This is a genomic window from Mobiluncus mulieris ATCC 35243 (assembly GCF_000160615.1).
In the GTDB taxonomy this organism is placed as follows: Bacteria; Actinomycetota; Actinomycetes; order Actinomycetales; family Actinomycetaceae; genus Mobiluncus; species Mobiluncus mulieris.
This window is the reverse complement of the sequence record NZ_GG668518.1, coordinates 843,461-867,746: the sequence shown is the minus strand read 5'-3', so window position 1 is coordinate 867,746 and position 24,286 is coordinate 843,461. Positions and strand designations below refer to the sequence as shown.

Genomic DNA, 24,286 nt, shown 5'->3' with positions numbered 1-24,286 from the left:
TTGCCAGACAGTCGCCTTGCTTTCGCGGGGCGACTGATAGGATAACCACCATGAGCCACCTTGACAAATATTTCCAGCTCCCCCGAAACATCGAAGTTTCCTCAATCTACATTGACGAATCAGGTTCTCGAAACTCACGCGGCGGCTTCTTCGTGATTGGCTTCGTCAAGGTGCGCGACCCTGCGTTTCTTTCCCGTAAAGTCCGTGCAGTTCGTCAACGCCACGGTTTCTATCGAGAAATCCACTTCGCCCAAATCAGTAAACGCAACCTAGAGTTCTATTTTGACCTGGTGGAAACCCTCGCCGCCGAGAATGTTCGCGTGGGCGGGTCAGTTTATGATTCCCACGGGTCTTTCAACTCTGGCATGGAAACGTGGCAGCAGCAAGCCGAGATGGCGACCCGGCTAGTGGTTGGCAATGTTAACCGTGGAGAGCTGGTGAATGTTTTTCTGGATTTGGTGCAAACCCCCGCAGGGCAGACAGTAGCGCAACTAGTGAAAACAGAGACTAACAGGCGGCTCAAGACACGGGGTGTTCTGGAAGCCTATGACGTGGATTCGCGAGCGACTGACTTGGTTCAATTGGCCGATGTGGTGGCTAGTTCAATCAACTTCGAGCGTCGTAAAACCAGTCTTGATGGTGGGGGTACGCCGAAGGCGCGGGTGGCGGCGCGTCTGCGCCGCGCCCTTGAGTTGGATAGTTTCGATGACGTGCAACGCGGGAAAGTGAATATCCTGACTTTCCAAAACAAGTCTTGACAAAAAACAGCACTGAAACGTATGCTTAAACATGTAAGGGGATTTGGGTGAAAGACCCCACCACCCTCTTACCTGGGCATGGCTTGCGGTCATCACCCCAGGAAAAGGCGCAACCTTGTTTTGCGCGTGTTCATAACTTAACACTTCCGCCCCTGTTCTTTGGATTTCCGAAGGTGACGGGGGCGGAAGTCTTTTTACCACGCCGCGCAGGTGGGAGGTTTAGCTGCTTGCTCCCAGTAGGCCGAGGCGGGTTCGGTAGGTGTGTTGGAACGCCTCAACCAGCCACATGGGCTGGCCTAGGGCTTTGGCGATACCACCCGCGTGCCCGCCGTATTCACGCTCCCAAAAGGTGTATTCGTCTTGGTTGATGAGCGCATAAGCGACGGCTTGGTTTATCTCAGGATTGTGCGTCGGTTTTACGGTCGAAAGTCCTGCTAATGTATTGCGGTTCCCTGTCGTCTAGCCCGTATCGTGGGTTAGCGTATCGCGCGCGAAAGCTGCCGGAGGGGCGTTTGTCTACGTTTCCGAAGCCACTTTTTCTAATCTTGCCTGTCATTTTTCCGCTCCTTGCCAGTTGAAAGTCCCGATTTTTCAGGACATACCCAGGACATAAGCCAATGTAAAACGGCGTTATTTGCCGTAAAACGGCAGTAACATTAAAACGCGACTTTTACTATAAATACCAACGAAAACTCGACTTTTCACAGTAATAGCAACGAACGTAAAAAACCGTTTTTTGGAGTTCGAATCTCACCCGGGGTACCATATCGGGGTGAAGTTCAATGAACTTCACCCCGTTTTTGTTTTCCCAAATCCCTGCTACAGGTTTGTGGTGGTGCTGGCCACCTACATCGCGGGAACCAAATCCAACCCCAGAAAATCCAGAGCCCGACGTTGGCGTACCCCCGGACGATTCAAGTCCTGTAGGGCAGATTGCACCTTGGGATCGTTGGCAAAATCAGCGAACCAAGGACGTGCCACTTCGGTAAGATCACCCAAGTTCACGATGTTCTTGGCTTCACGGTGAAAGTTCTTGTCGAAAAGCGACCAAGTGTTGTTATTCATTTTAATTTCTCCTATTCTCTCCTGCTATCAAGTGGAAGGCTGGCACAGAGATTGCGCCTGTAACCTTCCGCGCAAACCGGGGAACCCCGCTTGACGCTGTGGCGTTTTCCCAAACACGTCGTTAGACGCGGCGTGGAAACACCAAAGTTTCTAATCCGGCTTTCGGCCGCCAGCGGAAAAACACGCTGGTTTGGTGCCCGTGCCCGAGGTCACTCTTCCTTGCAAACTCTCGAAGCATCCGGGGTCACTATAAAAAGAATATCATAATCTATAACACGATGAAAGTAAAATCGTCGGCCAGTCGACAGACAAGTCATGTAAACGAGGCACCAAGCAACAACTCGTGCTCAAGGTGACCGAGGAATTACGGCATATTGCCATAAGCTGCCATTCCTACCGGTTTTCCGGTTTGGTTATTTCGCTCACCTTGGTCTCGGATTTAGTTTCGGCTTCATGAGGTGCCAGCCGAGGCAGCTGGCTAGGCTGGCGCCACCGCCGTGCCACATTCAACAGTATCAAGCCAAAAAGAACCCCCGCCCCAGCCACAATTTGGAACCAACGAATCCCCAAAACGGTGTATTGGAAGTCAATGCGCACGAATTCCAGAGCAAAACGACCCGCAGAATAGAACAAGAAATACAGGGCGGCCAGCTCCCAGGCATAGAGTTTCCCGGCCTGCTTCCGATAGTGCTCGTAGCCCAAAATCACCCCAACCCCAATCAAATTCCACAAGATTTCATATAGAAAAGTTGGGTGAAACAGGGTACCGCTGGCCACTCCGGATGGCAGATTAGCATCGGCTATCCGCAAGCCCCACGGCAAAGTAGTCGCTGAACCATAGACTTCTTGATTGAAATAGTTACCCAATCGCCCCAAAGACTGTGCCACCAAAACCGTGGGCGCCACCGCGTCGATAAAAACCCCCACCGGTAAGCGACGACGACGTAGCATCACAATCATGGTCAAGAGTCCAGCGATTAAACCCCCGTAAATAGCCAAGCCACCCTGCCAAATCGCAAAAGGCTGCCACCAGGGAATCCCCGGACCAAAATACTGGTGAGGATAGGAAGCCACCGCCATCGCGCGTGCCCCCAAAATCCCGAAAACACAGACATAAACCCCCACGTCCCACAGCAAATCCGGGTTACCGCCCCGGCTCTCCCAGCGTTTAGCAGACCAGATAATCGCCACGACCATCCCAGTCAGAATCCACACGGCATACCAGCGAACTGTCAGCGACCCAAGCGACAAAAAAACCGGGGAAGGCGGCGAAGGAATGGATACCGGCCACGCCAAGCCCGGTTCCATAAGCGCAGAAAATACTGAAATCAAGGTAAAACTCATGGCGTATCCCCTTCGTCGGTGTCAGACAGATGGTGACGATAGCGAGAGGCTCGGTCAGGGCGCAACGCCGGGTGTTGGGCAGCGGAAGTCATCTGTTTAAGCAAAGCCCGGGGATCAGAAGAACGAACTAATGATTCGCCCACCAAAACCGCATCCGCACCCACCCGGGCATAGTTGAAAACATCACGCGGTCCGCGCACCCCGGATTCCGCTACTACCGTCACATCAGGGGGGATCACATCAATAATTTGTTCGCAATTATTGCGATCCACCTCGCCAGTTTCCCGGTTACGGGCATTCAACCCAATAATGCGTGCCCCCGCCGCAATCGCCTGGCGTGCTTCGAGCCGGGAATGACATTCAACCAAAGGTTCCATTCCCAAGGATTGGGTGCGTTCCACCAAAAGACCCAATACCAGTGGCTCCAACAAGGCCACCATCAGCAGCACCATGTCCGCACCCAAGACTCGCGACTCATGAATCTGGTAGGGGGTGACCACGTATTCCTTACGCAACAAGGGCACCTCCACCGCGCGACGCACCGCCTTAAAGTCATCAAGGGTACCCAGATAATTCGGAGTTTCCGTTACCACCGACACCGCCACGGCTCCGCCCGCCACATATTCCCGAGCCAAAGCCGCCGGATCCTCGATTGGATCCAAGAATCCTGCCGTCGGGGTTTGACGTTTGATTTCGCCCATAACCGCCACGAAACCGGGATGAGAATGCAACACGGCGGCACCATTTTGGGGACTGGGAGCCAAGTGCGTCAGTTCCCGCAAAGCTTCCAAGGGAAGGGTAGCCTCACGCAACGCAACCTCGGTTTGCGTTTGTCTATAAATCTCTGGGTAAGACAACATTGGGTAAATCCCTTCCTGTGTCTATATTTTCTCGACATCATCAACTTTCACCAAATCGGGATGTTTGCAAAGCCAGGTAAAGGACGCAAATTGCCTGGTTAAACGGCTTATTAGAGGGCGCGGCTCGCTTTGGGGTGAACTGGTTCCCAGCTCGCCAGAATATCCACCACTAAAATCGTGGCTTGATTGCCAGATCCCTGGGCGGGGGGAACCTGAATCACCAGCCGCGAGCCGACTCGTTGGTCGATAATACCCCGGATGGCCCCAAGTTGAATAGAATCATCCAATTTCAGTTTCACCGGGTCAGACCAGTGATTTTTCAACAAAACCGGCGGGTTGGAATAGGAATACTCGAGGTATTTCACCAGCACACTTTGGCCGGCAGAAACCAAAGCTCCTTGTCCGGAAGCCAACGTATCTACCCGGAAATCACCGGAAAAATCCCGGGTTATCTCGGGGGTCGGAATGCCATTGTTATCCACCAATTTTAACCCGCTCTCAGGCGGCAAAGTCGTCATAGCCTGGCGCAAAGAGGTCTCTAACACGTCAATGACCCCGATTTCCATGTGGGCGCTTCCTTTGATTCCCGTTGACTGTACGGGGTGTTTCAACAGGTAGCGTGAGCCTTCCCGCGCGGAACGCAGCATGTTATACACTTCGGCGCCAAATACTTCGGGGGAAAATTTGCCCACCAACACTGAATTATCCCCGCCGGTAGACAGCAGTTTCCCGTCGGTGCCAGAAAACACCGTGATGCGTATAGCCGTGGTTTTACCGTCTTCGAGAAGGGCTCCTGTCCCGGGCTGTACCACTTCGGAAGAGGCCTGTTCCAAAGGCAGCGGATGTTTCAGGTTCAAAATCGGCTGGGCTCCCACCGCACCCAGTACTTCAACTTTGACTTTTTCGGGGTGCGCGGCCAAACCGCGAGTTTGAACCCAAATATAGGGTATTCCCGCCGCTATCAGCAAAAACAGCAGTACCCCCAAGGTTAGCAGCACCGGAAGCTTCCAACTTTTCGCCAAGGGACGCGGTTGGGGCAAGCGGATACCACCGGTCTCGGGAGCATGAGCGCGATTGTTGCGGCGATGTCTGTTCAGGGCTTGCGGACGCGCAGCTTCGCGGTCACGGTCGCGGTCGCGGGGCGAGAGAGAACGGCGTTCCAGGCGCGTGGTGGGCGCGGCTCGCAACGCCGCTGCAGTGGAAGCAACCGGGGCGGCCAGCGCTGTCACGCTGGATTCAACAGCGGTATCAAGGGCAAGCCGGGCGGATGCGGTGATATCCGGGGTCAGGTCGGGGGTTTCTTCTAGAGGCTCCGCCGTGAAAACTTCGGGGGCTACATCCACGCTTTGAACCGGACTCGCAGCTGCGCTGGAATCCGGGATAGCCTGTGGCAAAACCGCAGGTTTCACGGCTGCAGCCTGGCGCTTTTCCCGCCGTGTCTGGGGCCAATCCGGTTGCAAACGCCGCTGACGTTCCGAATCCGCCTGGTTGGTCATCATTTGGAGTTCAGCCAGATTTTGGAACCCGTTTTCATTTAGCCAACGGGTCAGCAAATCCGTTGCCCCCGCACTGACTGCCGACATGTCCGCCGGGGCGGTTTCGGCGGGGTGGTTAGGGGTAGCGGAAGACACTGCCGCGTAGATATCTTGTTGCAGTCGGTTCAGACGGGCACGTCGCCGTGGAGAACTCGATAAATCCCGCTGCGAGCGTGGGCGCGGTATAGCGTCCACCGAGCCGGCGGCGCGGTGTGAACGCTTCGGGGCCGGGGTGCTCTCGCTCAAAGTGTCTCCATTGCTCTCAATAGCTTAGCTACTGATTCCGATTCGGTAACAAACGGGTTGGAAAGGGTGATGTCGCCGCCAGCTTTTCCACGCAGGCGCAGCTTGGTCCAATCTGCTTGAAACTGCAGGTTGTGATCTTGGGCGCAACGGATGAATTGGCCACGCAGGGTGGCGCGGGTGTTTTGGGGTGGGGTGGTTTTGGCGGTTTCGACTTCATGAGTTGCGGTGAGGCGTTGTGCTAATCCCCGGGATTCCAAATTTAGTCCCGCCACTAAATCGTGATAAGCCAAATCCAGGCGCGCTAACTTTGAATCACCCCAGGTCAAACCTTGGCGCGAGCGCAGCTTTTCCAGCAAAGTCAACTTTGTTGGCCAGTCTAAAACCCCGTTTAAAGCCAGGTAATCGCCCGCAGCAAGCGCTTTAATCCAGGCTTGCCACTCATGAAGTACCTCGCGATATCCGGCGGGCAGCGTTGCCTCACTGTATATGCGCGACAGCCGCGAACAGAACTCGGCTTGCAATTCCAAGGCGGTGAACTGTTTCCCCGAGACTAGTTCGAGGGGTTTTCCTTGGTGTGGCAGGTTTTGGGTGATTTCCTGTAAAGCTCCAATCGGATTATTTAATGCTATATCAGAAAAATCGCCGCCAGCCTCCAGGGCACCCAACAAAAGATTCATCATCGCAATTTTCGCGCGGGTGGGGGATTCCAAAACATTGGAATCCCCCACAATCACATGCAATCGCCGGTACAATTTCGCATCCCCGTGTGGTTCATCGCGCGTATTCACGAGGGGGCGGGTAGTGGTAGTGGCCGCCGACACGGTATCGTCAATCTGAAAAGCGCGTTGCGACAGGCAAAACTTGGTCTCGCCCTGGATGCGCAACAGTGCCCCCGCACCCAAAAAAATCTGGCGAGTAACCAAAAAAGTGACCAAGGCATCGGCCAGCGCACGGAACTGACTCGTACGATATAGCAAATAGTTCTCGTGACACCCACAAGAATTCCCCACTGAGTCCAGATTATTCTTCAACAGGTGCACTTGGGTGGGAATGCCGGTTTGGTCGGTTAGTCGCTGGCTGGCCGCAGCAGCCATATCCCGCAAAATTTCAGCTCCGGCACGATCTTGAGCCAAAATATCTTGCAAATCCAGGCATTCCGCCGTAGCGTATTCCGGGTGGGAACCCACATCTAGATAGAGCCGCCCCCCGTTTTCCAAAAACACAGAACTAGCCTGGTAGCGTTGGTGAATCGGCGCAAAAAGCTCTCGTCCCACCGTGTCCGCATCCACCACCCGCCTTCCATCTTGTCCAGCAGCTAATACGCCGTATTCGGTTTCTATCCCCAAAATTCGCGGTGGCAAAGAATCCAAATATGTTAACTTAGTCACGGATTACTCCCCGCCTTTTTGCACGAATCCCTGGACGAAATTCTGGGCATCATCCGCAACCATATCCTCGATATCATCAAGCAAATCATCCAAATCTGGCGAGGACGCACTCGGGGCAGTGTCCCCAGCAGACCCGGCATCTGGCGGTAGCGTAGAAACTTCAGGCTGAAGCTGCTGGGGCTGGGTAGAGTGTGACTTATTGTCCATATTTTCCTCCGTATCCTCGAAACAAGAAAGGCACTCACAGTTCCGGTATGTACAGTGCCGAGGCAATCGGGTCGCCCAATGACAGGCGACGCAATTGTTCCTGGCCGGTTTCCACTACCAGGGTATTCCACGAGGCCGCCACCAGGTTAGGATTTTCGCTGACAGCTTTCCCGCGCTCGGCAGCACGAGTTCCCGACGGGGCTTGCAAGGCGGCAGCGGCCACTCGGTTGGCGGGAACGATTACCTCCATTCGTGTCCCAAGTTTATCCACCGGGGAACACCCGGGACGCAAATCCGCCCAGCGAATATCCAAAGCCGCCAGCTTGGGATTCTCCCATCCCCCTGGCAGCCGCGCCGCGAGCCGCGAAAACAGCTCGTGCTTTGCCACCCACTCCACCCGAGCACCAGCAGTGCCAGCACGTAACATTTCCGTAGTGTCCACCCAGATTTGGGCATCTTGCCGAGCACCAGCAGTCAGCAAAGACGTATCAGCGCTGGCTAAGAATTCCGCACACCGCGACGCAGCTTCATATTGCCAGTCGAGCGCACTGCGCTCACGTCCATCCGCACAAGCCAGGCGGGTGGAAAAATCAAAGTCACGCGAAACTTGCCACACTGCCTCTACTGGGTCACAGGTAAAGTACATGCCGGCAGCAGGGAAGCTCACGCCGAGTTTATCGGCCAGCTCTATGGCAGCCAACCAGGCTCGAGTCGAGGCGACCTTCGCCAGAATGGAACCTTGGAAGCGGTTTCCGTCACCGTTAATCACGTGGAGGCGACGCCATGAGGTGCTGGCGTGAGGTTCATCGCGAGTATTTACTATCGGACGGTTAAACGTAGTTTGCAGGCCAACCAAATCCGCCACAAAATCAGCACGTTGCGAAATCTGGAAACCAGGATTTTCGCTGTGCTGTCCCAAACCCACCCGGCCGGCACCACAAATTACCGGACGGGTGACCAAAAACGGTACCAAAGAACCCTTTATTTTATCAAACGGAATTTGACGAGGCACCAAATAGTTTTCATGCGTCCCATAAGCCGAACCTTTGGAATCGGTGTTGTTTTTATAAAGAACCAGGTCAACGCCACTATCTAAAGCTTTTGTCATAGCAAAACGGGCAATGTTTTCCCCTGCCGCATCCCAAGTAACCGCCTCGACACTGGTCAAAACTTCCGGGGTGGCGTATTCAGGATGCGCATGATCAACATAAAAACGCCCCCCGTTACTTAGCACCACATTGGTGAGCATCGGCGAGGCCAGATTTCCTAACTCGCCGGGTTTCACGATGGCACCTAATGAAGCCGAATCCCCAAAGGCAGCAACCGCATCCGACATCGCCACAGAATCCGCGCCCCCGCCAGTTACCCCCGCCCCGGGATTATCCCCACTAGGAGCAAAAACCTCGGGATTATCAGTCAGTAAAGAAGGATGCGCGCTGGCACGATCCAAGTGACCCCCGCGCATATCTGCCAACGGATCCTCACCCGCCCAATCCCAAGCAACCGCGCGTCCATCAGGACGCAAACTCGCCTGCCACGAACGCACCGCCTGAGCCGTCGCCACCGACAAGGCCTCGGCCGAAACCCGCTGACGCGAGGACACTTGCGGATTCAACGTCACCCCATATTCGGTCTCTAGCCCAACCACCCGGTGATTAACCACAATCCGCCTCGAATCCAGACGCGCTATCCAAAGCAACAACCGACTCGCCCACCGGCTCAACCGTAGCCTCCCCGGAATTCAGCGCACTATCCGGCGCGCTATCAGCCACACTATCAGCCACCCCGTCAGTAAGCCCCATCAAAGCCGCCTTAGCCTGGGTATCGCGCAACACCCGCCGCAATTTACGCGGGGAAATCGGACGTGACCCCTCGTATTCCAAAGATTCATCCTCCCACAAGGCATCACGCGAATCCAGCGACCCCACCGGCTGCTCGCCGCGACGAATACTGGTTACCCCATCCGCCAAGCGTCGCGCCGTGAAAATAAACCCGGTATGAGCCACCATCCGATGATCCGGACGCACCGCAAGCCCATCCACATGCCACGGACGAACCAAGGACTCCCAAGAACTCAAAGCCGTGAAACCCCCGAAATTCCGCAAATCTTGCCCCAGACGCGCCAATTGAGTGGCGGTGGTAATATAGCAGGTCAGCACCCCACCGGGCACTAAAACTCGGTGAATCTCGGCCAAGTGTTCCCAGGGTAACAACATATCCAAAACCACCCGATCCACGGATTTATCCGGCAACTCGACCAGGCTGGCACTCAAATCGCCCAGGCGCAAATCCCACTGGGGAACATTCCCGGAAAACCACATTTCCACATTTGCCCTGGCAATCTGGGCGAAATCCTCGCGTTGCTCGAAAGAAATCAGCCGGCCAGCCGGTCCCACCGCCGCCAGCAAACTCATAGACATCGCCCCGGAACCAGCCCCGGCCTCAACCACGGTGGCACCCGGGAAAATATCGCCCTCCATTATGATTTGCGCGGCATCTTTGGGATAGAGAATCTGGGCACCACGCGGCATCGACAGATGGTAATCCACCAGCAACGGGCGCAACGCGGTAAAACGGTGCTCGCCCTTGTCGGCGGGAATAACACTGCCTTCCGGCATTCCGATGACCTTGCTGTGAGGGAAAGCCCCCTGGTGGCACTGGAAATAACCCTTCGCTTCGAGCAGCTCCGTGTGCATTCGCCCCTTTTCATCGGTCAATTGCACCCATTCACCCGCACGAAACACCCCGCGACGGCGCGCCTGGCCGCCCGGGGTAGGTAAATTTATCCTTGGTTGTTCCATGGCTTCAATCTTAAACGCTTCGAGCCCTTTGGGGAATTTACGCTTCTTGGGCGTTGAATTCCTGGATTCGCAGTCTTGGTGGGATAGCGTGGAAGCATGGAAATGCGACGTTTAGGCAACACTGGTTTGCGGGTTTCCGCCTTGGGATTGGGAACTTTAACGTGGGGGCGCGACACCCTAGATGATGAATGCGCCGCCCAGTTAAAGGCTTTCTTGGAAGCCGGGGGCAATGTCATCGATACCTCCCCCACTTACGGCGAGGGACAAGCCCAGCAAGTGTTGGGAGCTTTAATTTCACGAGGGGACAGCCGCATGGCAAGCCGCGATGACTTGGTAATCGTCTCTAAATCCGGAGTGCTGCGCCGAGACAATCACAGCTTCGTGGAAGCATCCCGTTCGGCTATGCTGGGCAGTTTAGAAGCCAGCTTGCGGGAACTGGGCACTGACTACGTGGATTTGTGGATGCTGCAGGTTCCCGATGAACACACGAATTTTGACGCGGTTTTGTCCACTTTAGTCGCGGCCTGGCAGTCAGGCAAGGCACGTTTCGTGGGACTGTCCAACCATAACGCCTGGCAGATAGCCTATGCGGCGGCACGACTGGGGAATACTTTCGGTGGGGGGCTGGCGGGAATCAGCGCGGCTACACCCGGTTTAGCAGCGGTAACCAACGAGTATTCCCTGTTGAACCGGCAAATCGAGGTAGAGATTTTACCGGCCACCAGCACCCTGGGAATCGGGGTTTTGGGATGGTCAGCTTTAGGACGAGGGGTATTAAGCGGGAAATACCGCAGCTCCACTCCCCCAGATTCTCGCGGAGCCTCCTTGCATCTGCAAGGTTTCGTGAAACCCTATCTGACCAGTGAAAAGCGTCGGGTGGTAGAGTCCGTGGCCACTGCCGCTTCGGGCTTGGGCGAGTCGACTCTAGCGGTGTCGCTGGCCTGGGTGCTGTCACGCCCCGGTTTGTCTAGCGCGATTGTGGGGGCACGCACCGCCGAGCAGTTGCACCAAGTATTGCGTGGATTGGACACAAAGCTGCCCCGCCAGGTGTCCAGTGCCTTGGACGAAGTAACCGACCCGATTAATCCTCTGTAAGGTCGAAGTCGTCGAAGTCTTCCCCGTCTAGGTAATGCGAGTCATCGTCGTCGTCACGACGATGATAATCCGAGTCAAAATCGTCATCCTCGCTGTCGCCCGCGTCGTTATCGCCCTCATCCTCGTCCTCGTCATCGAGGATGTCGAAAGGCAATTCGACCCCGGTTTGGGTAAACAAAGTGTCGTCGTAAGTAAAGAAGGCATCGCGCAACCGGTTTTCTGCGTCAATCAGAACATCCGAGTCGTCATCCTCGTTGTCCAGGGACAATGCCACTTCCAAGTGGCGCTCGAGGGCATAAATCAAAGCATCAAGGTCACGGCGAGGGTCATCATTCATGAACACGATTTTACCCTATAAAGCTGATTGCGCAGCTCAATGACGCCAAAAGGAATCCCGAAAAACAAGTTTACTGCCATTTTTACCCGGTTTTAACCCGGGCAACGTCCCCGCCCAGTCCTCAGGGCAAGTGCAACTGGCCGCGCACCATCGTCACCATCAGGTCATTCCCCTTGATTTCGGCGGTTTCTTCCGGACCAACAATCCGAGGCTCGCCGTCCTCTCCAGTCAACTGGGAAGCCCCGCCTTCCATACCCAGGGGCAACACCACCCACATTTTTCCGGGTGTATAAACCGTGCTAGGAGCCTTGCCGGCAATCGCGGCCTTAATGTTTGCCACCACAACTCGAGCGTGAGCCCGCGCCGCATCGGCGCGTTTCGACTCCGGCACATCAGTCAAATCACCCACCGCATAGACATTCTCGCTGCCCTTTACCCGCAGGTATTCATCAACCGCCAGCTGGCCTTCTTCATTCAAACGGTCAGCATGTGTGGATTGCAGATATCCCGAGGCGGTTTGCGCCCCATAACAAAGGAACCAAATATCCGCATCAATCCCCACCCCGTCCTGGGTTTCCACGTGGAAAGGCTGGTAAACCCCGGGTTCAGTGGGAGGCACGAAAGACAGGGGCGACCCCAAAACCAAGCGCACCCCGGATTCCTCGAGTTCCTGGGTCAGCACATCCCGCAGTTGCGGAGCATACTCGTTGGAACCCAGAATATGCGGGGCGCGATCCACCATGACTACCTCGACATCCGGGAAATTCGAGGTCAGCTCCCCCGCAAACTCGATGCCTACGGTTCCCGCTCCCACCAGTAAAACCCGACGCGCCCGGCTGAGGTTATCCCGGGTTTCTTCCAGGCGCGCTTTTGCGTCGGCCGCGTTGGGCTGATCCTGCTTGGCTGGGTAAGGATAGGTTGATCCCGTGGCAAGCACCAGGTAGTCGGCAGTTACGGGTTCATGAGTCGCTAGATGAACCGTGGTTCCTTCCACCTTGGTGGCCTTGTCTTGAATCACCTGACCGTTTTTTAAAAGGCGCGAATAGGGCATGAAAATCGTATGCGCCCAAATATCATCAACAACGGCACGTAAGGCGGCCGCGTGATGAACGAACTGGTCTTTTTGTTCCACCAAAGTAACCTCGGCTACATCGTCTAAGCCGCCAGCAACTGTGATGCCGCCATAGCCACCGCCGACAACTGTGACACGAACCACATTATCTCCTTGTTTTTAGTGAATTAAGTTCAGCTCTGTCCCTGTTTATTCTACATAGTTGGAGCGAGGTTTTTCGTTAAAGCCCGCGCTATATTTGGGGGGAAAAATCCCGGCCCCTTCATAACTTTCCCATCTTCACGATAAATGGGTTGCCCATTTTCGTCCAGTTTAGACAAATTAGAGGCCTGTACCTCGGCTAAAACCGCTGGCAAACTGATTCCAGCTTCCAAGGCCATGCCGTAAACCACATAAGTCAAGTCCGCCAAGGCATCGGCTACTTCTATCGTGTCCCGGGCATGTTCATCGAACTCCACAAGACCTTGGGTCGCAGTCTGTAAACGCTTTGCCGCCGCTTTCCCGTAGAGAGCTCGTACCAACTCCGTGGTCTCCTCTAAGATAAGCGCCAGACGCATGTGCATTCTCTCGCCGCTAATATCCGCCCCGGTGGTCACTACCGGCAGATTATAAACCTGGTGGAACTGACGTACCAAGGCCTCGGGATCGCGGGGATTGGGATGCTGCCCCAAAATCTTGACATCCTCCCAGCTGCCGCGGGGTTGCAGTAAAGTATCCCCTTTAACGAAACTGGCTATCAACCGGTCTTCACGTTGACCACGGTTATTCACGCCCACTCCCCGGGCGACACCACTGAAAGTAAAACCGACTTTCCACGCCACTCTATGCGAAGCGAGGTTCTCGGGATTGGCTTGCCAGGTGACACATTCAAAACCAAGATTGTCAAAGGCAGTGCGCACCGCCAGCGCTAAAGCCCGCGTCATCAGGCCTTGCCCACGAGACTCCGGGGCAATCCAGTAGCCTACATCAGCCTTTTTTTCGCCAGTAGGTCGCAACGCGACAGTACCCACGAAGCGAAGATTCCCCTGACCCAAGAAAGCCCGTATCAGCCAGTTAGCCCCGCCTTCGTCCCACAGTTTCTGGTGCATCACCGAAAGGAAATGCTGTGCTTGGGGCAAACCGAAAGAAAACGGAACCATGGTGAAGCGTTGAATATCGGAATCCTGGCAGGCCGACACAATTTCTTGGGCATCGCCAGGACGCGGCATGTCCAAGATTACCTGTTCACCGCGCACCGGAAATGGCTCATGTGCCCCAATACCGCCAGGTTGAGCGGTTTGAGACACCGAAGTCGCAATACCTTCAACAAAATTGGAACCCGGCACGTTACCTTCCCCTCGGATAATAAAAAAGCCCGGATTTTCCGGGCTTGGTGCGAGGAAAGGGACTTGAACCCTCACGACCGTTTAATTAGTCACTAGCACCTCAAGCTAGCGCGTCTACCATTCCGCCACCCTCGCGTGTGCGAAAAACGCCTAGACCAATTTACAGTTTAGCGGGCTTAAAAATCAAACCGAAACTAGCTTAACCGGCCTCTTCAAACTGCCAAATCTCTACCATGGCAGCCGCTGGAGCCAAGAAAAACGCGTTTTCATCCACGTCGTCTTTTCCGGTAGCGCTGGCCTTAACCAAAACATAGCCACTGGCCAGCTTCATTCCAATCGTAGCGGGATCAGTGGCAGATTCAGCGGAAAGAGTGCCATTAGGCATAATCCGCGAAATCGTCTTGGCACTGCCGCGCATCACCTCGGATACCTCGGCGTTTCCGGAATAAACCGCAATCACAATCAATCCCGAACCCACCAGCGGGTCACCCCGAACCAAGGTTTTTGCCCGAACTGCCGCGCGTTTAAAGTAATTCCTTGCATCTATAATGTCTGCTTCCATGAATTAATTGTCCCATTTTTCCGAAACTAAGACAGGATTTTTCGTAAATTTGCGCCAAGTTTCAGGCTTGCACCTCATGAACCCGAATAATTACCACCCACCGGAAACTAATCCAACAACGCCCGCAACTGTTCCAAAGTAATCTGGGGAGTAACCTCGCGATTTTCCGAACCACGCAGCACCTGGTCGAACAGTTCGCGCTTTTGAGCCTGCATCGCTAAAACCCGCTGCTCAATCGTATTCTTAGCCACCAACCGGTACACATTCACCGGGCGAGTCTGGCCGATACGATGCGCCCGATCAATCGCCTGGGACTCCACCTGAGGATTCCACCATGGGTCACACAAAAACACATAATCCGCCGCCGTTAGATTCAAACCAAAACCCCCAGATTTCAAAGAAATCAGAAAAACCCGCGCCGAACCTCGCTGGAAACAATCCACCTGGTCACGTCGGTTACGCGTCGATCCATCCAAATAAGCATAGGTGATACCTTGGTCTTCCAGCCGAGCCCGCAGCAAAGCCAAGAAACTGGTGAACTGGGAAAACACCAAAATATTGTGGTCTTGCGCCGCCAAGTCGGGAAGCGCGTCCACCAGATAGTCAATCTTCGCCCCATCCTCGGGCACCGCAGGATTAATCAGCCTCGCGCTCAAGGAAAGCTGGCGCAAACGGGTCAAAGCCGTGAGCACATTAAGCCGCTTCGCTCGCAAACCTTCAGCCTCTAAACGCGCCGCCACCAGGTATTTCTGGTAAAGCTCAGCCTGGTGCGATTCCAGGTCAAGGTGAATCACCTGTTCCGTTTTGGCCGGAATCTCGCTCGCCACGGATTCCTTGGTGCGACGCAACAAGAACGGCGAAACCCGGGCACTCAAAGCATGGCGGGCGGCCGAACGTTCGGTAAGCGCCGCATGGTGCAAATGCCGTTCAAAGGCAGCTAACGGCGGCAAGAGCCGCGGCACCGTCAAAGCAAAAATCGACCATAAATCCCGCTCCCGGTTTTCCAAAGGAGTTCCACTCAAAGCAAAAGCCCACCGCGCCCGCAACCGCGTCAAGGCGCGATGCGTCGAAGTCGCCGGGTTCTTCACCGCCTGAGCCTCGTCCAAAATCAGCCCCGAAAACTGGCATTCCGCCCAGAAATCCATATCAAGACGCGCCAAAGTGTACGTCGTCAACACCAAGTCCACCGAGTCAAGTTTTTGACGCAAACACTGCCAATCCGACGGATGCTTGCCCACACTGACGGATTGAACCAACAGGCGCAACTGGGGAAACCAGTGACGCGCCTGTTCTTCCCAAGTCGCCAATAAACTGGCCGGCACCACCACAAAAGTGGGGCGAGTGGCACCTGTGGAGTTCGCCGTATCCAAGACAGTGTCCACGACGGTGCCCCCAGCAGTGTCAGGCACAGCTTCCACTCCAGCGTTCGTAACAGCATCCGGAACGGTGGGAACCGGATGGTCGCGTCGCCACGCTGCCACCACCGCCAGCATCTGTAAAGTCTTGCCCAAGCCCATATCATCAGCCAAAATCCCGCCTAGACCGGCGGCAGCCCGGGCATAAAGCCACTGGAAGCCGTCCTGCTGGTAGTTACGCCACTGGCCTTCCGGCAGACTGGGCACCGCCACCGGCTGGGGATGCAGCAAAGCCGTCGCGTTTTCCTGCCATCTGGGGCTCAACTGGCGGGTTTTTGCGAACTTGGTCAAAGCCTGAACCAGACCAAGTTGGGAAATATCAACAATCCAACCCGAGCCCCGTTGAAAATCCTGCAATCCCAGTTCCTCGAACTCCTGCAAAATAGCCTGCAAGTCACGCATTTGCGGGGAATACAAATCAACCCAGTTACCATCGGGGCTTTGCCACCAGCGATCGGCACGCCCCAACGCCGCCAAGAAATCCGCGCTCTGTACCCGCTCTGAACCCAGGCGCCACTCTAAATCCAGGCGATAGTCCCCCGATTCAAAACTGCTAAGATTCAGGGTCATCTCGGGGATTTCCGAAAAAATCTTGGTGTGCTCCAACTGAGGCGAAAACACCACCCGGACACAGTCGGTGTCGTTGATATCATCGGCTAGGTCACGCAGTCGGTTCAATTCCCACACCGGGAAAACATGGTTGAAAAAATTCCGGGTGGATTCCTCGCGCCAGGCCAATTGCGCCCCCAAACGAGCCATTAGCTGACTGACGGTTTTACTGGGATTATGGGTGTCCACCGGCAGCGAGATAGTCTTGCCGGCCGGGGATTTGCGTTGCAAAGTCCAGGTAAACTCCAGTTGGCGCGGCTCTACGGGATTCACAGCCAAGAACCCGTGCAGCGTGGCCGGTCCGAAGTGATGCGATTGGGCTAGCCGCCGGGTTTCCGGGGTCAGCAGCGCCACTAAATCTAAGGTTTCCGTCCACTGCTCCCACTGCGCCCAGAAATGGTCTATTTCCGGGGCAGACACGATTATAGGATTTGCTTGGATATCAGCTAGCGCCTCGTGAAAAGTACCCGAAATCGCGGGAGCAAACCGAAAACCGGACAGTTGCGTGGGGGGCTGTTTGGGGTTCGGCTTCACGAGGGGCTTGCCCGAAATTTCGAGTCCTGCTCCGGTTTCCGCAATATCCAAAAACATGGTTGCGTCCAGATCATCGGGCACATAAACAAAGTCGCGAGCCGGGTCGGAAAAGATTTCAACCCCTTTGTGATAGCAGTCTTGTAAACATTGGAGTCCCGTGGAATCCAGGGAGTCTACCTGGATTAAACCTTGGTTCGATGCCTGGTCGAACAAGGAACGCAAAGCCGTGAGCTGGCCGGTGTTCAAACCGGCGGTGACGGAAACCCAGCGGGAAGTCAAATCCCGCCACCGGGCGCGGCGTGTCGACCAGGCGTTTTTAGAATCCAGGCGCAATGGCACCAGTAACCCGTCCTCGACTTGCAATGCCAGGGGCTGGTTTTGCGGGTCAATCTCGACGGGGCGAAGCAGGGCTTGCAGGCGCTGTTCCCAATCGGTTTCCTTACTGGTCATTGTCCCAATTCTACCAGGAACAGAAAATAGTAAAATCAGGGTCGTTATGTTGCATGTGATTTTTTACCAACCGCGTATCGCGGGAAATACTGGGGCGGCGATTCGCCTGGCGGCCTGTACCGGGGCGACTCTGCATGTGGTGGAACCAACCGTATTCGATTTCGAGGACACCAAGTTGAAACGCGCTGGCTTGGACTATCACGACTTGGCACACTTACAGCGCCACCCTGATTTGGACGATTGTTTCGCGGCAATTCCCGGAAAAATCTATGCCTTTACCGGGCACACCGAGGTCATGCTGCCGTCGGTGCATTTCCAAGATGGTGATGCCTTGATGTTTGGTCCGGAAGACACCGGGTTGCCGGTGCCGGTTATGGACGACCCCCGGGTGACTTCCCGGGTGCGGATTCCCATGCTAGAGGGGCGCCGTTCCTTGAACCTGGCGATTTCGGCAGCGGTCGGGCTGTATTTCGCGTGGGGGCAACTGGGCTATGTCGGCGGGGTTTAGTCGGTTGGGAATTCATGAGGTGCCAAGACATTACGACCGCTTCGCTTTACAACCCCAAAAACTTGGCAATTCCGGGGTTGGGGGGATTACGGCGCAGTGACTCCAGGCTGCCTTGAGCCACAATCTCGCCCTGGTGCATAATGCTCACCCGGTCGGCAACCAGTTTGGCTTCGCTCTGGTCATGAGTTACATAGAGCGCTGTGCTGTCAGAGGCCTTGAGGATTTCGCGAATATCCCGGGCAAGCTCGTATTTGAGCTGTTCATCCAGGGCTGCCAAAGGTTCATCAAGCAGCAGTAGCCTGGGCGCAGGAGCCAGAGCCCGCGCCAGCGCCACCCGCCCAGCTTGCCCCCCAGAAAGCGTTGAAATACCACGGTTTTCATAGCCTTCCAGGTGTACCAGGCGCAGCATCTGCGCCACCCTAGCTTCGCGTTGGGCTCGGGTTGGTCGGGGACGCCGCATTTCCAGGCCATAGGCGATGTTCCCCGCCACATCACGGCCGGGGAACAGTTCCCCACCCTGAAACAGCATGGCGAAACCCCGCCGGTGTACCGGGGTGCGTTTGAGGTCTTGGTTATCCCAGGCGATTGTTCCGGAATCCGGTTTCAGCAATCCACTGATGACCTGTAGCAAAGTTGACTTGCCACAACCCGAAGACCCCAACAACACCATGACTTGGCCAGGTTCGAGTTCCAAGGACACATTTTTTAGAACCGGGATGGGTGCCACACCACGGGAAAGTGGCGGATAAGCAAATTGCACCTCATGAACCCGCAGCCCCTTAGAAACCACCGAAACCTCCTGGAAAACGAACGAACCACATGAATATAACCCTCTAAGCTGACGTGCGGCGCCACTCGGCCAAAAACATCGCGGCGGCGCAGAGTCCCGCCAACAGCACCGCAGCGGCATTGGCCGCCCCCTGGGCAACGATTTCTGGTTTGGAGCTCAAAGCAAAAATCGCCACCGGCAAGGTTGGTTGTAGCGGACGCGCTAGGAAACTGGTGGCACCGAACTCGCCCAAGGCAATGGCGAAGGCAAACCCCGCCCCCACCCCAGAAACCCGCAGCAACACCGGCAATTCCAGGGTGAAAAATACCTGTAGGGGCGAAGCACCTAAAGTCGCCGCCGCCTGCAAAAGACGTGGGGGAATAGCCCGAACGGTAGGCAGTACGGCACGCAACACCAGTGGTAGCGCCACTACCGAGGCCACTCCGCCCAAGAAAAACGCATTGGCGGGCATGGAAAACGGCGGGGCTTGCAAGGTTATCAACATGCCGAAACCCACTGTAACCGCGCTGACCCCCTGGGGCGAGGCCATCAGCACATCCAAGGATTCTTGCACCCAGCGCCACGCCCGCGCTTTGAACCGCCGGGTCAGCACCACCGTCACTGACAAGCCCGTCACCAGGGTTAGCGCCGTGGAAATCAGGGCGACCTCTAATGAATAAACTGCCGCCGACAGCGCCGAACCCGGCAAGGCCGCCGACAAACCCGGACGCGCCAGTGCCGCATAGTTATCCAGTGTCCACTGGCCTTCACGGTGCAAAGAATCGAGCAGCAACCCGCCCAAAGGCAAAACCACCAACACGACCCCCGCGAGTGACAAGACCAGCGCCAACAAATCCTCGCGACGCGGCTGCCGGGGCGGCACGGAACGAATCTCGCCGGCGACAGCCTCGAAACGCGAGCGAGACACCGCATTGAGAATCAACGCCACCAGCACTATCGCAATCTGGAGCAGTGACAACACCGCCGCGCCCGGCAAATTCAGGAAAGCAGCGGTTTCCAGATAAATTTCAACCTCTAAGGTGGTTATTTTCACCCCGCCGATAACCCGAACCAGTCCATAGGACGTAATGCAATACAGGAACACCAGCGAGGCTGCGGCGAAAATTGCGGGGAATAAACGCGGCAGAGTAATTGTAAAGAACGCTCGGGCGGGGCTGGCTCCGAGCACTCGCGCTGCGGCCACCACCCTGGGGTCGAGTCGAATCCATGCCGTACCCACCAGGCGCGCCACTAGGGAAAAATTGAAGAACACCATTCCCAGTACAATCGCGACCCGTGTTCCGGCCAGCCCCAGGAAACCCAGCGGCCCCGAATTCGCCAGCAGGTTTTGGAAAGCCACCCCCACCACCACCGAAGGTAACACCAGGGGTACCCCCAGCAGGGCGCGACAGACCCGGCGTCCCGGCCAGCGCAAACCGTAGAGTACCCAGGCACCCGCCACGCCCAGAATCACGGAAAACCCAGTGCCCAGCACCCCCATCTCGAGGGTCCAAAACAGCACTGACCAGGTTCGCGGGCGGGTCATCGTGTCTCGCCAGGCTTGCCCGAAGGACGGCGCGCCCGGCATTACTCCCCCGCTGATGCCCAGCCAGATTAGCCGTGCGGTAGGAACCAGAAAAAACAGCCCCCAGAATGCCAGTGGCACCACGATGGCCGCAGCCAACAGGATTCTGGGGACAGTCTTGTCCCAGCACTTGTGCCCACGCTTGTCCGAGTTTTGTTTCTGTCTGGGGGGCATCGCGGGCGTGGCGGTAGACGTGGCGGCGGGCGCGGCACTGACGGGTTCGGCTGCGGTGGGCACGGCGTTATTCCCTGTTATTCACAATGTCAATCGCGACCTAGGACATGATTTCGGTCCAGGCTCGCACCCAGGCTTCGCGTTTCTCGCTGACCTGTTTGTCATCCAAGGACACGGCTTTCCCCGAGGGCGCCCCGAATTTGGCCAGCGGTTCCGGCAGGGACACGCTGTCCAACACGGGGTACATATAGTTGTTTTCCACCAGGTCTTTTTGCGCGGTTTCCTCGGTCAAGAACTTTACCAAGGCGGCGGCTCCCTCTGGATTTTTGGCGTTTTGCAACACAGCGGCATATTCCACCTGACGATAACAAGTGTCGGGAACATTACCGATGGTGGTGGCATCCCCGGCCTCGTTGACCGCCCAGGCCGGTGAGGACGCGTAAGACACCATAATCGGATAGGCAGCTGATTTGTTTTTATTACCCCCGGCCGTGAAATCCGCGTTGAACGCCGTGTCCCAAGAATCCGTTACCTTGACCCCGTTGGCTTTCAAGGCCTTCCAATAGTTCTGCCAACTGTTTTCGCCTTTGGCTTTGATGGTGGCCAACATAAAGGCCAGTCCCGGGGTAGAGGTTTGCGGGGATTGAACCACCGTCAGGTTCTGGTACGCCGGAGCGGCGAGATCATCGAAGGTGGCGGGTGGTTTCAAGCCTTTGTCTTGGAAATATTTAATGTCGTAGTTCACGCAGACTTCGCCTTGGTCGATGGGTACCAGTTGTTTTTCCGCGCCACGCGCCTTGGTGACGCTGGGTGCCAGTTGTCCCGTAAAGTCAGCTAAGGCTCCGGCTTTTACGGCGGCTTGTGCGGTGTTGTTATCCATCCCGAACACCGCATCCCCCAAGGGGGCGTCCTTGGTGAGGATGATTTTATTCGTCAGTTCCACCCCGTCCCCAGATTTGACGACCTTCAGGTCGTAGCCGGTTTTTTTCTTGAAAGCAGCGATGGTTTCTTCACTCAGGGGGAAGGAATCATAGGCCACTAGGGTCACTTCGCCTTGCCCGGTGCCGGCGGCGGTGGGTTCGGTGGCGGCGTTGTGCTTGGCGGGTATTGATGAGGTACAGGCCGCCAGTGCCAGTGCCCCGGCCAGTAGTGCTGCCCCCTTCATGAGGTGCGTGCCGCGCTTGCGGACGTAACTTTGGTGGGCGGGATTGGTTTTAAACATGGTTACTGCTCCTAGATAATCCAGAGCAGGGGTTAAAAACACCGGTGGCGGTGTTTTCGAGATTGACTCGACTTCCTTGGCGGCATTATCCGCCCAGGTTCGAGGGTCTGCCTGGTAGTGGGCACTCTCAGCGTATTTCGCTCCCCTGTCGGTTTCATTATAGGCCACTTACGGTTGGGATTTTCCCGTCCGCAGCCCCCGACGCAACCAGCCGCATCCCAGCTGGAACCGCGCCGGGGAAATAAATTCAAATCTGTAACACAGAGACTAAGATATTCTTTTGATGCAAACTGGAATTTATACACGACCAATAAGCCGAAACTGAAGAAAGACAAAATAATGAAATCAAAGAAAATTTTAGCACTTGGACTCTCCGGTGCCTTGCTGATTCCTTTAAGCGGCACCATTTGCACCTCGATGTCATTCGCGGCAACACCTCATGAAAACACCACAATAGCAGAGAAAAACGATGCTGTTGTCCCCAAGGATGAAGCTGCAGCTCAGGCCAAGGTAAAAAAGACCCGGGAAGCCTGGCAAGCTAGCCGCAGTGCCGCCAAAGCCCAGTTCGATTCTGGTTCCAAGGGGTTCTTTGAAGAAGTCGGCGCCAAAGACGCCATAGCACAACTACAAACCGATTACAAGGTTAGCGACGGAACCCCCCTTATTTCCTACACGCACATCGGAGACCCGAAAGACGCCACCTCCCTAAAAAACATGGCCAGTACTTTCCAATGGATGCGTAAAGCCAATGCGTTACGCGCCCAGTGGGGAGACGTGGACGGGTCGCCCGCCGGACCGCTAAAAGTCACTGACGAACTCATGGCCATCGCCCAAGTCAACACCAACTGGTCTACCTTTCACCACGAGCACTCACATAACGGATACGGGGAAAACATTGCCTGGGGGTACAGCGACCCCTTCACCGGATGGTTTGATGCAGAAAAGAAGATTTACGACTCGAAAGGCAAAGGAGTAACCGGTCACTACACAAACATTGTTAATCACGAGTATGGTGTCACCGGTTTCGCGGTTCGTACAGGTGACAGGGAAGGCTACGGCGTAACGCATCTGCAGCAGTTCAACTGGGGAGCATCCGCCTTCAACCGCAAATCCCAGCGCAGACAGCCTGAAAACTGCCACACTCAAGAGAGCATAGACCAGCTAAAAGCCCAGGGCATCAACCCCGACAGCATCGAATGGCTTGGCCCGCTGTGCTCCGATAACTCCAGCTCTGAAAGCGAAACCCCGGAATCTGTCGCAACGGGTGCTTACACGGTGGACGAGTACGAAAAACGTTTCCAGGACTACTACCAAAAGATTCAAGCCCGGATGCGCTACGGCGACGCCAATTTGAAAGCCAAATACGATGCCGCCAAGAAAGAGTTGTCACAGTTGCAGGCTAAACGCGCCGCCGTCTCGCGCCCGGAACGTTTAGCTGGTCCTTCCGGGGTGGAAACGTCGGTTAACGTGGCTAAGCACGCCTGGGGTGACAAATGGCCAGTGGTTTACGTGGCATCCAACCACAACCCGGTCGATGCCCTGGCAGCGGGAACCCTCGGGGACGGCCCGGTGGTTTTGACTGACGGGGTGAGCCTGAACCTGGGCGGGGTCAAACCAGAACAAATTGTCATCTTAGGCGGTAGTAAAGCAGTTCCAGCCAATATTGAAGCCCAAGCTGCATCCCTGGTAGGAGCAACAAATGTGACTCGGCTGCAAGGCGGGGATCGCAACGCCACCGCCGAAGCAGTAGCCAACCGTTGGCAAACAATCAACGGGCTGCCAAAAGTCGTGTACGTGACCCGCAACGCCGGTATGGGTTCCCCCGACGCGGTAGCAGGATCGGTGCTGCGAGACGGACCGATCCTGACATTCACTAACGACGCCTCAATAGCGGCAGCCGGTAAAAAAATCAAAGAATTCGCCCCCGAAAAAGTCATCGTGCTGGGCGGTGAAGCCGTAGCCACGCCCCCGGTAGTAGCTCAGCTAGTAGGCAAAACCAGCTGGCAACGGTGGTCCGGATCGGATCGCTACCAAACCGCAGCAATAGTGGCCAAAAACGCACTGGCGCAAAAGGCTGGCCGCGTGGCATACATCGCCGCCGGAACGGCATTGAAAGACGCAATGGTAGCGGGTGCAGTAAACGACGGGGTTATCCTGTTGACCCCGAATACAGGTGCCGGAGTGCGTCAGCAACGCGAATCACTGAAACTGGAATCGGTTATCGGCGTGGGCGGGATCCGAGTTTTGCCCGAGGCAGTTTTGGCCGCTATCCGCTAGATATCCGTGGATATTTAGCGAACCAAAAACCGGAATCTTGGGGCACTATAACCCGGGAATACCGACGGGGCATGACCCACGTTTACAATCACAACCCGGGCTGGCACCTCATGAACCCGAGAAAACTAAATAGACCTTGCCCCCGACG

The 24,286-nt window shown here is 55.8% G+C and carries 21 protein-coding genes and 1 tRNA gene; 4 read left to right on the top strand and 18 right to left on the bottom strand.

Annotated elements, in window-relative coordinates; translation table 11 throughout:
- Positions 1-50: 50 nt before the first annotated feature.
- Entirely contained in the window at positions 51-758 is a 708-nt protein-coding gene (locus HMPREF0577_RS03670; RefSeq protein WP_004012335.1) for a DUF3800 domain-containing protein, read from the top strand.
- Between the two features lie 397 nt (positions 759-1,155).
- On the opposite strand, the gene HMPREF0577_RS12115 is transcribed toward HMPREF0577_RS03670, so the two are convergent.
- The 9 genes from HMPREF0577_RS12115 to HMPREF0577_RS03630 all read right to left on the bottom strand — a co-directional run bounded on the left by HMPREF0577_RS12115 (position 1,156) and on the right by HMPREF0577_RS03630 (position 10,204).
- A complete protein-coding gene (locus HMPREF0577_RS12115; protein ID WP_155812118.1) occupies positions 1,156-1,314 on the bottom strand; it encodes a hypothetical protein in 159 nt (52 codons plus the stop codon).
- Positions 1,315-1,604: 290 nt separating this feature from the next.
- Positions 1,605-1,823 carry a hypothetical protein gene (locus tag HMPREF0577_RS03665; protein WP_004012334.1) on the bottom strand — a complete coding sequence of 73 codons (219 nt, stop codon included), beginning with the start codon at positions 1,821-1,823 and terminating at the stop codon, positions 1,605-1,607.
- Between the two features lie 393 nt (positions 1,824-2,216).
- Positions 2,217-3,167 (bottom strand): prolipoprotein diacylglyceryl transferase, encoded by a 951-nt coding sequence (lgt, locus tag HMPREF0577_RS03660; RefSeq protein ID WP_004012332.1) that lies wholly within the window; start codon positions 3,165-3,167, stop codon positions 2,217-2,219.
- On the bottom strand, positions 3,164-4,027 hold the full coding sequence (locus HMPREF0577_RS03655) for an indole-3-glycerol phosphate synthase TrpC (RefSeq protein ID WP_004012331.1): 864 nt from the start codon (positions 4,025-4,027) through the stop codon (positions 3,164-3,166). Before HMPREF0577_RS03655 ends, lgt begins: the two co-directional genes overlap by 4 nt.
- A 110-nt stretch (positions 4,028-4,137) precedes the next feature.
- On the bottom strand, positions 4,138-5,808 hold the full coding sequence (locus HMPREF0577_RS03650) for a hypothetical protein (protein ID WP_248613672.1): 1,671 nt from the start codon (positions 5,806-5,808) through the stop codon (positions 4,138-4,140).
- The gene (locus HMPREF0577_RS03645; protein ID WP_004014191.1) at positions 5,805-7,196 is read right to left on the bottom strand and encodes a proteasome accessory factor PafA2 family protein; all 1,392 of its coding nucleotides are present in this window, start codon (positions 7,194-7,196) and stop codon (positions 5,805-5,807) included. The genes HMPREF0577_RS03650 and HMPREF0577_RS03645 overlap by 4 nt, the downstream gene beginning before the upstream one ends.
- A 3-nt stretch (positions 7,197-7,199) precedes the next feature.
- Positions 7,200-7,403, bottom strand: a complete 204-nt coding sequence (locus HMPREF0577_RS03640; protein WP_004012328.1) for a ubiquitin-like protein Pup — start codon at positions 7,401-7,403, stop codon at positions 7,200-7,202.
- Between the two features lie 34 nt (positions 7,404-7,437).
- Complete coding sequence (locus HMPREF0577_RS03635) at positions 7,438-9,066, bottom strand: proteasome accessory factor PafA2 family protein (RefSeq protein ID WP_004012327.1); 1,629 nt, start codon at positions 9,064-9,066, stop codon at positions 7,438-7,440.
- Complete coding sequence (locus HMPREF0577_RS03630) at positions 9,059-10,204, bottom strand: tRNA (adenine-N1)-methyltransferase (RefSeq protein WP_004012326.1); 1,146 nt, start codon at positions 10,202-10,204, stop codon at positions 9,059-9,061. The genes HMPREF0577_RS03635 and HMPREF0577_RS03630 overlap by 8 nt, the downstream gene beginning before the upstream one ends.
- Positions 10,205-10,300: 96 nt before the next feature.
- Between HMPREF0577_RS03630 and HMPREF0577_RS03625 the strand changes: the two genes are divergently transcribed.
- Positions 10,301-11,299 (top strand): aldo/keto reductase, encoded by a 999-nt coding sequence (locus HMPREF0577_RS03625; protein WP_004012325.1) that lies wholly within the window; start codon positions 10,301-10,303, stop codon positions 11,297-11,299.
- On the opposite strand, the gene HMPREF0577_RS03620 is transcribed toward HMPREF0577_RS03625, so the two are convergent.
- The 6 genes from HMPREF0577_RS03620 to HMPREF0577_RS03595 all read right to left on the bottom strand — a co-directional run bounded on the left by HMPREF0577_RS03620 (position 11,286) and on the right by HMPREF0577_RS03595 (position 17,603).
- Positions 11,286-11,636, bottom strand: coding sequence for a hypothetical protein (locus HMPREF0577_RS03620; RefSeq protein WP_004012324.1), 351 nt, complete (start codon positions 11,634-11,636; stop codon positions 11,286-11,288). The genes HMPREF0577_RS03625 and HMPREF0577_RS03620 overlap by 14 nt on opposite strands.
- Before the next feature lie 121 nt (positions 11,637-11,757).
- On the bottom strand, positions 11,758-12,852 hold the full coding sequence (locus HMPREF0577_RS03615; RefSeq protein ID WP_004012323.1) for an FAD-dependent oxidoreductase: 1,095 nt from the start codon (positions 12,850-12,852) through the stop codon (positions 11,758-11,760).
- Between the two features lie 50 nt (positions 12,853-12,902).
- On the bottom strand, positions 12,903-14,033 hold the full coding sequence (locus tag HMPREF0577_RS03610; RefSeq protein WP_004012322.1) for a bifunctional GNAT family N-acetyltransferase/nucleoside triphosphate pyrophosphohydrolase family protein: 1,131 nt from the start codon (positions 14,031-14,033) through the stop codon (positions 12,903-12,905).
- Positions 14,034-14,078: 45 nt separating this feature from the next.
- Positions 14,079-14,168, bottom strand: a tRNA-Leu gene (locus HMPREF0577_RS03605).
- A gap of 64 nt (positions 14,169-14,232) precedes the next feature.
- The gene (locus HMPREF0577_RS03600; protein WP_004012321.1) at positions 14,233-14,595 is read right to left on the bottom strand and encodes a hypothetical protein; all 363 of its coding nucleotides are present in this window, start codon (positions 14,593-14,595) and stop codon (positions 14,233-14,235) included.
- 107 nt (positions 14,596-14,702) lie between these two features.
- Positions 14,703-17,603 carry a DEAD/DEAH box helicase gene (locus HMPREF0577_RS03595; RefSeq protein WP_004012320.1) on the bottom strand — a complete coding sequence of 967 codons (2,901 nt, stop codon included), beginning with the start codon at positions 17,601-17,603 and terminating at the stop codon, positions 14,703-14,705.
- A gap of 46 nt (positions 17,604-17,649) precedes the next feature.
- Between HMPREF0577_RS03595 and HMPREF0577_RS03590 the strand changes: the two genes are divergently transcribed.
- Positions 17,650-18,111, top strand: coding sequence for a tRNA (cytidine(34)-2'-O)-methyltransferase (locus HMPREF0577_RS03590; RefSeq protein WP_004012319.1), 462 nt, complete (start codon positions 17,650-17,652; stop codon positions 18,109-18,111).
- A 46-nt stretch (positions 18,112-18,157) separates the two neighbouring features.
- On the opposite strand, the gene HMPREF0577_RS03585 is transcribed toward HMPREF0577_RS03590, so the two are convergent.
- The 3 genes from HMPREF0577_RS03585 to HMPREF0577_RS03575 form a co-directional block, all read right to left on the bottom strand.
- Positions 18,158-18,901 carry an ABC transporter ATP-binding protein gene (locus tag HMPREF0577_RS03585; protein ID WP_004014196.1) on the bottom strand — a complete coding sequence of 248 codons (744 nt, stop codon included), beginning with the start codon at positions 18,899-18,901 and terminating at the stop codon, positions 18,158-18,160.
- A gap of 43 nt (positions 18,902-18,944) precedes the next feature.
- Entirely contained in the window at positions 18,945-20,639 is a 1,695-nt protein-coding gene (locus tag HMPREF0577_RS03580; protein ID WP_004012317.1) for an ABC transporter permease, read from the bottom strand.
- Between the two features lie 100 nt (positions 20,640-20,739).
- On the bottom strand, positions 20,740-22,029 hold the full coding sequence (locus HMPREF0577_RS03575) for a thiamine ABC transporter substrate-binding protein (protein ID WP_004012316.1): 1,290 nt from the start codon (positions 22,027-22,029) through the stop codon (positions 20,740-20,742).
- 171 nt (positions 22,030-22,200) lie between these two features.
- Here HMPREF0577_RS03575 and HMPREF0577_RS03570 point away from each other — a divergent pair, with 171 nt between their 5' ends.
- Positions 22,201-24,138: a cell wall-binding repeat-containing protein gene (locus tag HMPREF0577_RS03570; RefSeq protein WP_004012315.1), complete on the top strand. Its 1,938-nt coding sequence runs from the start codon at positions 22,201-22,203 to the stop codon at positions 24,136-24,138.
- Positions 24,139-24,286: the final 148 nt, after the last annotated feature.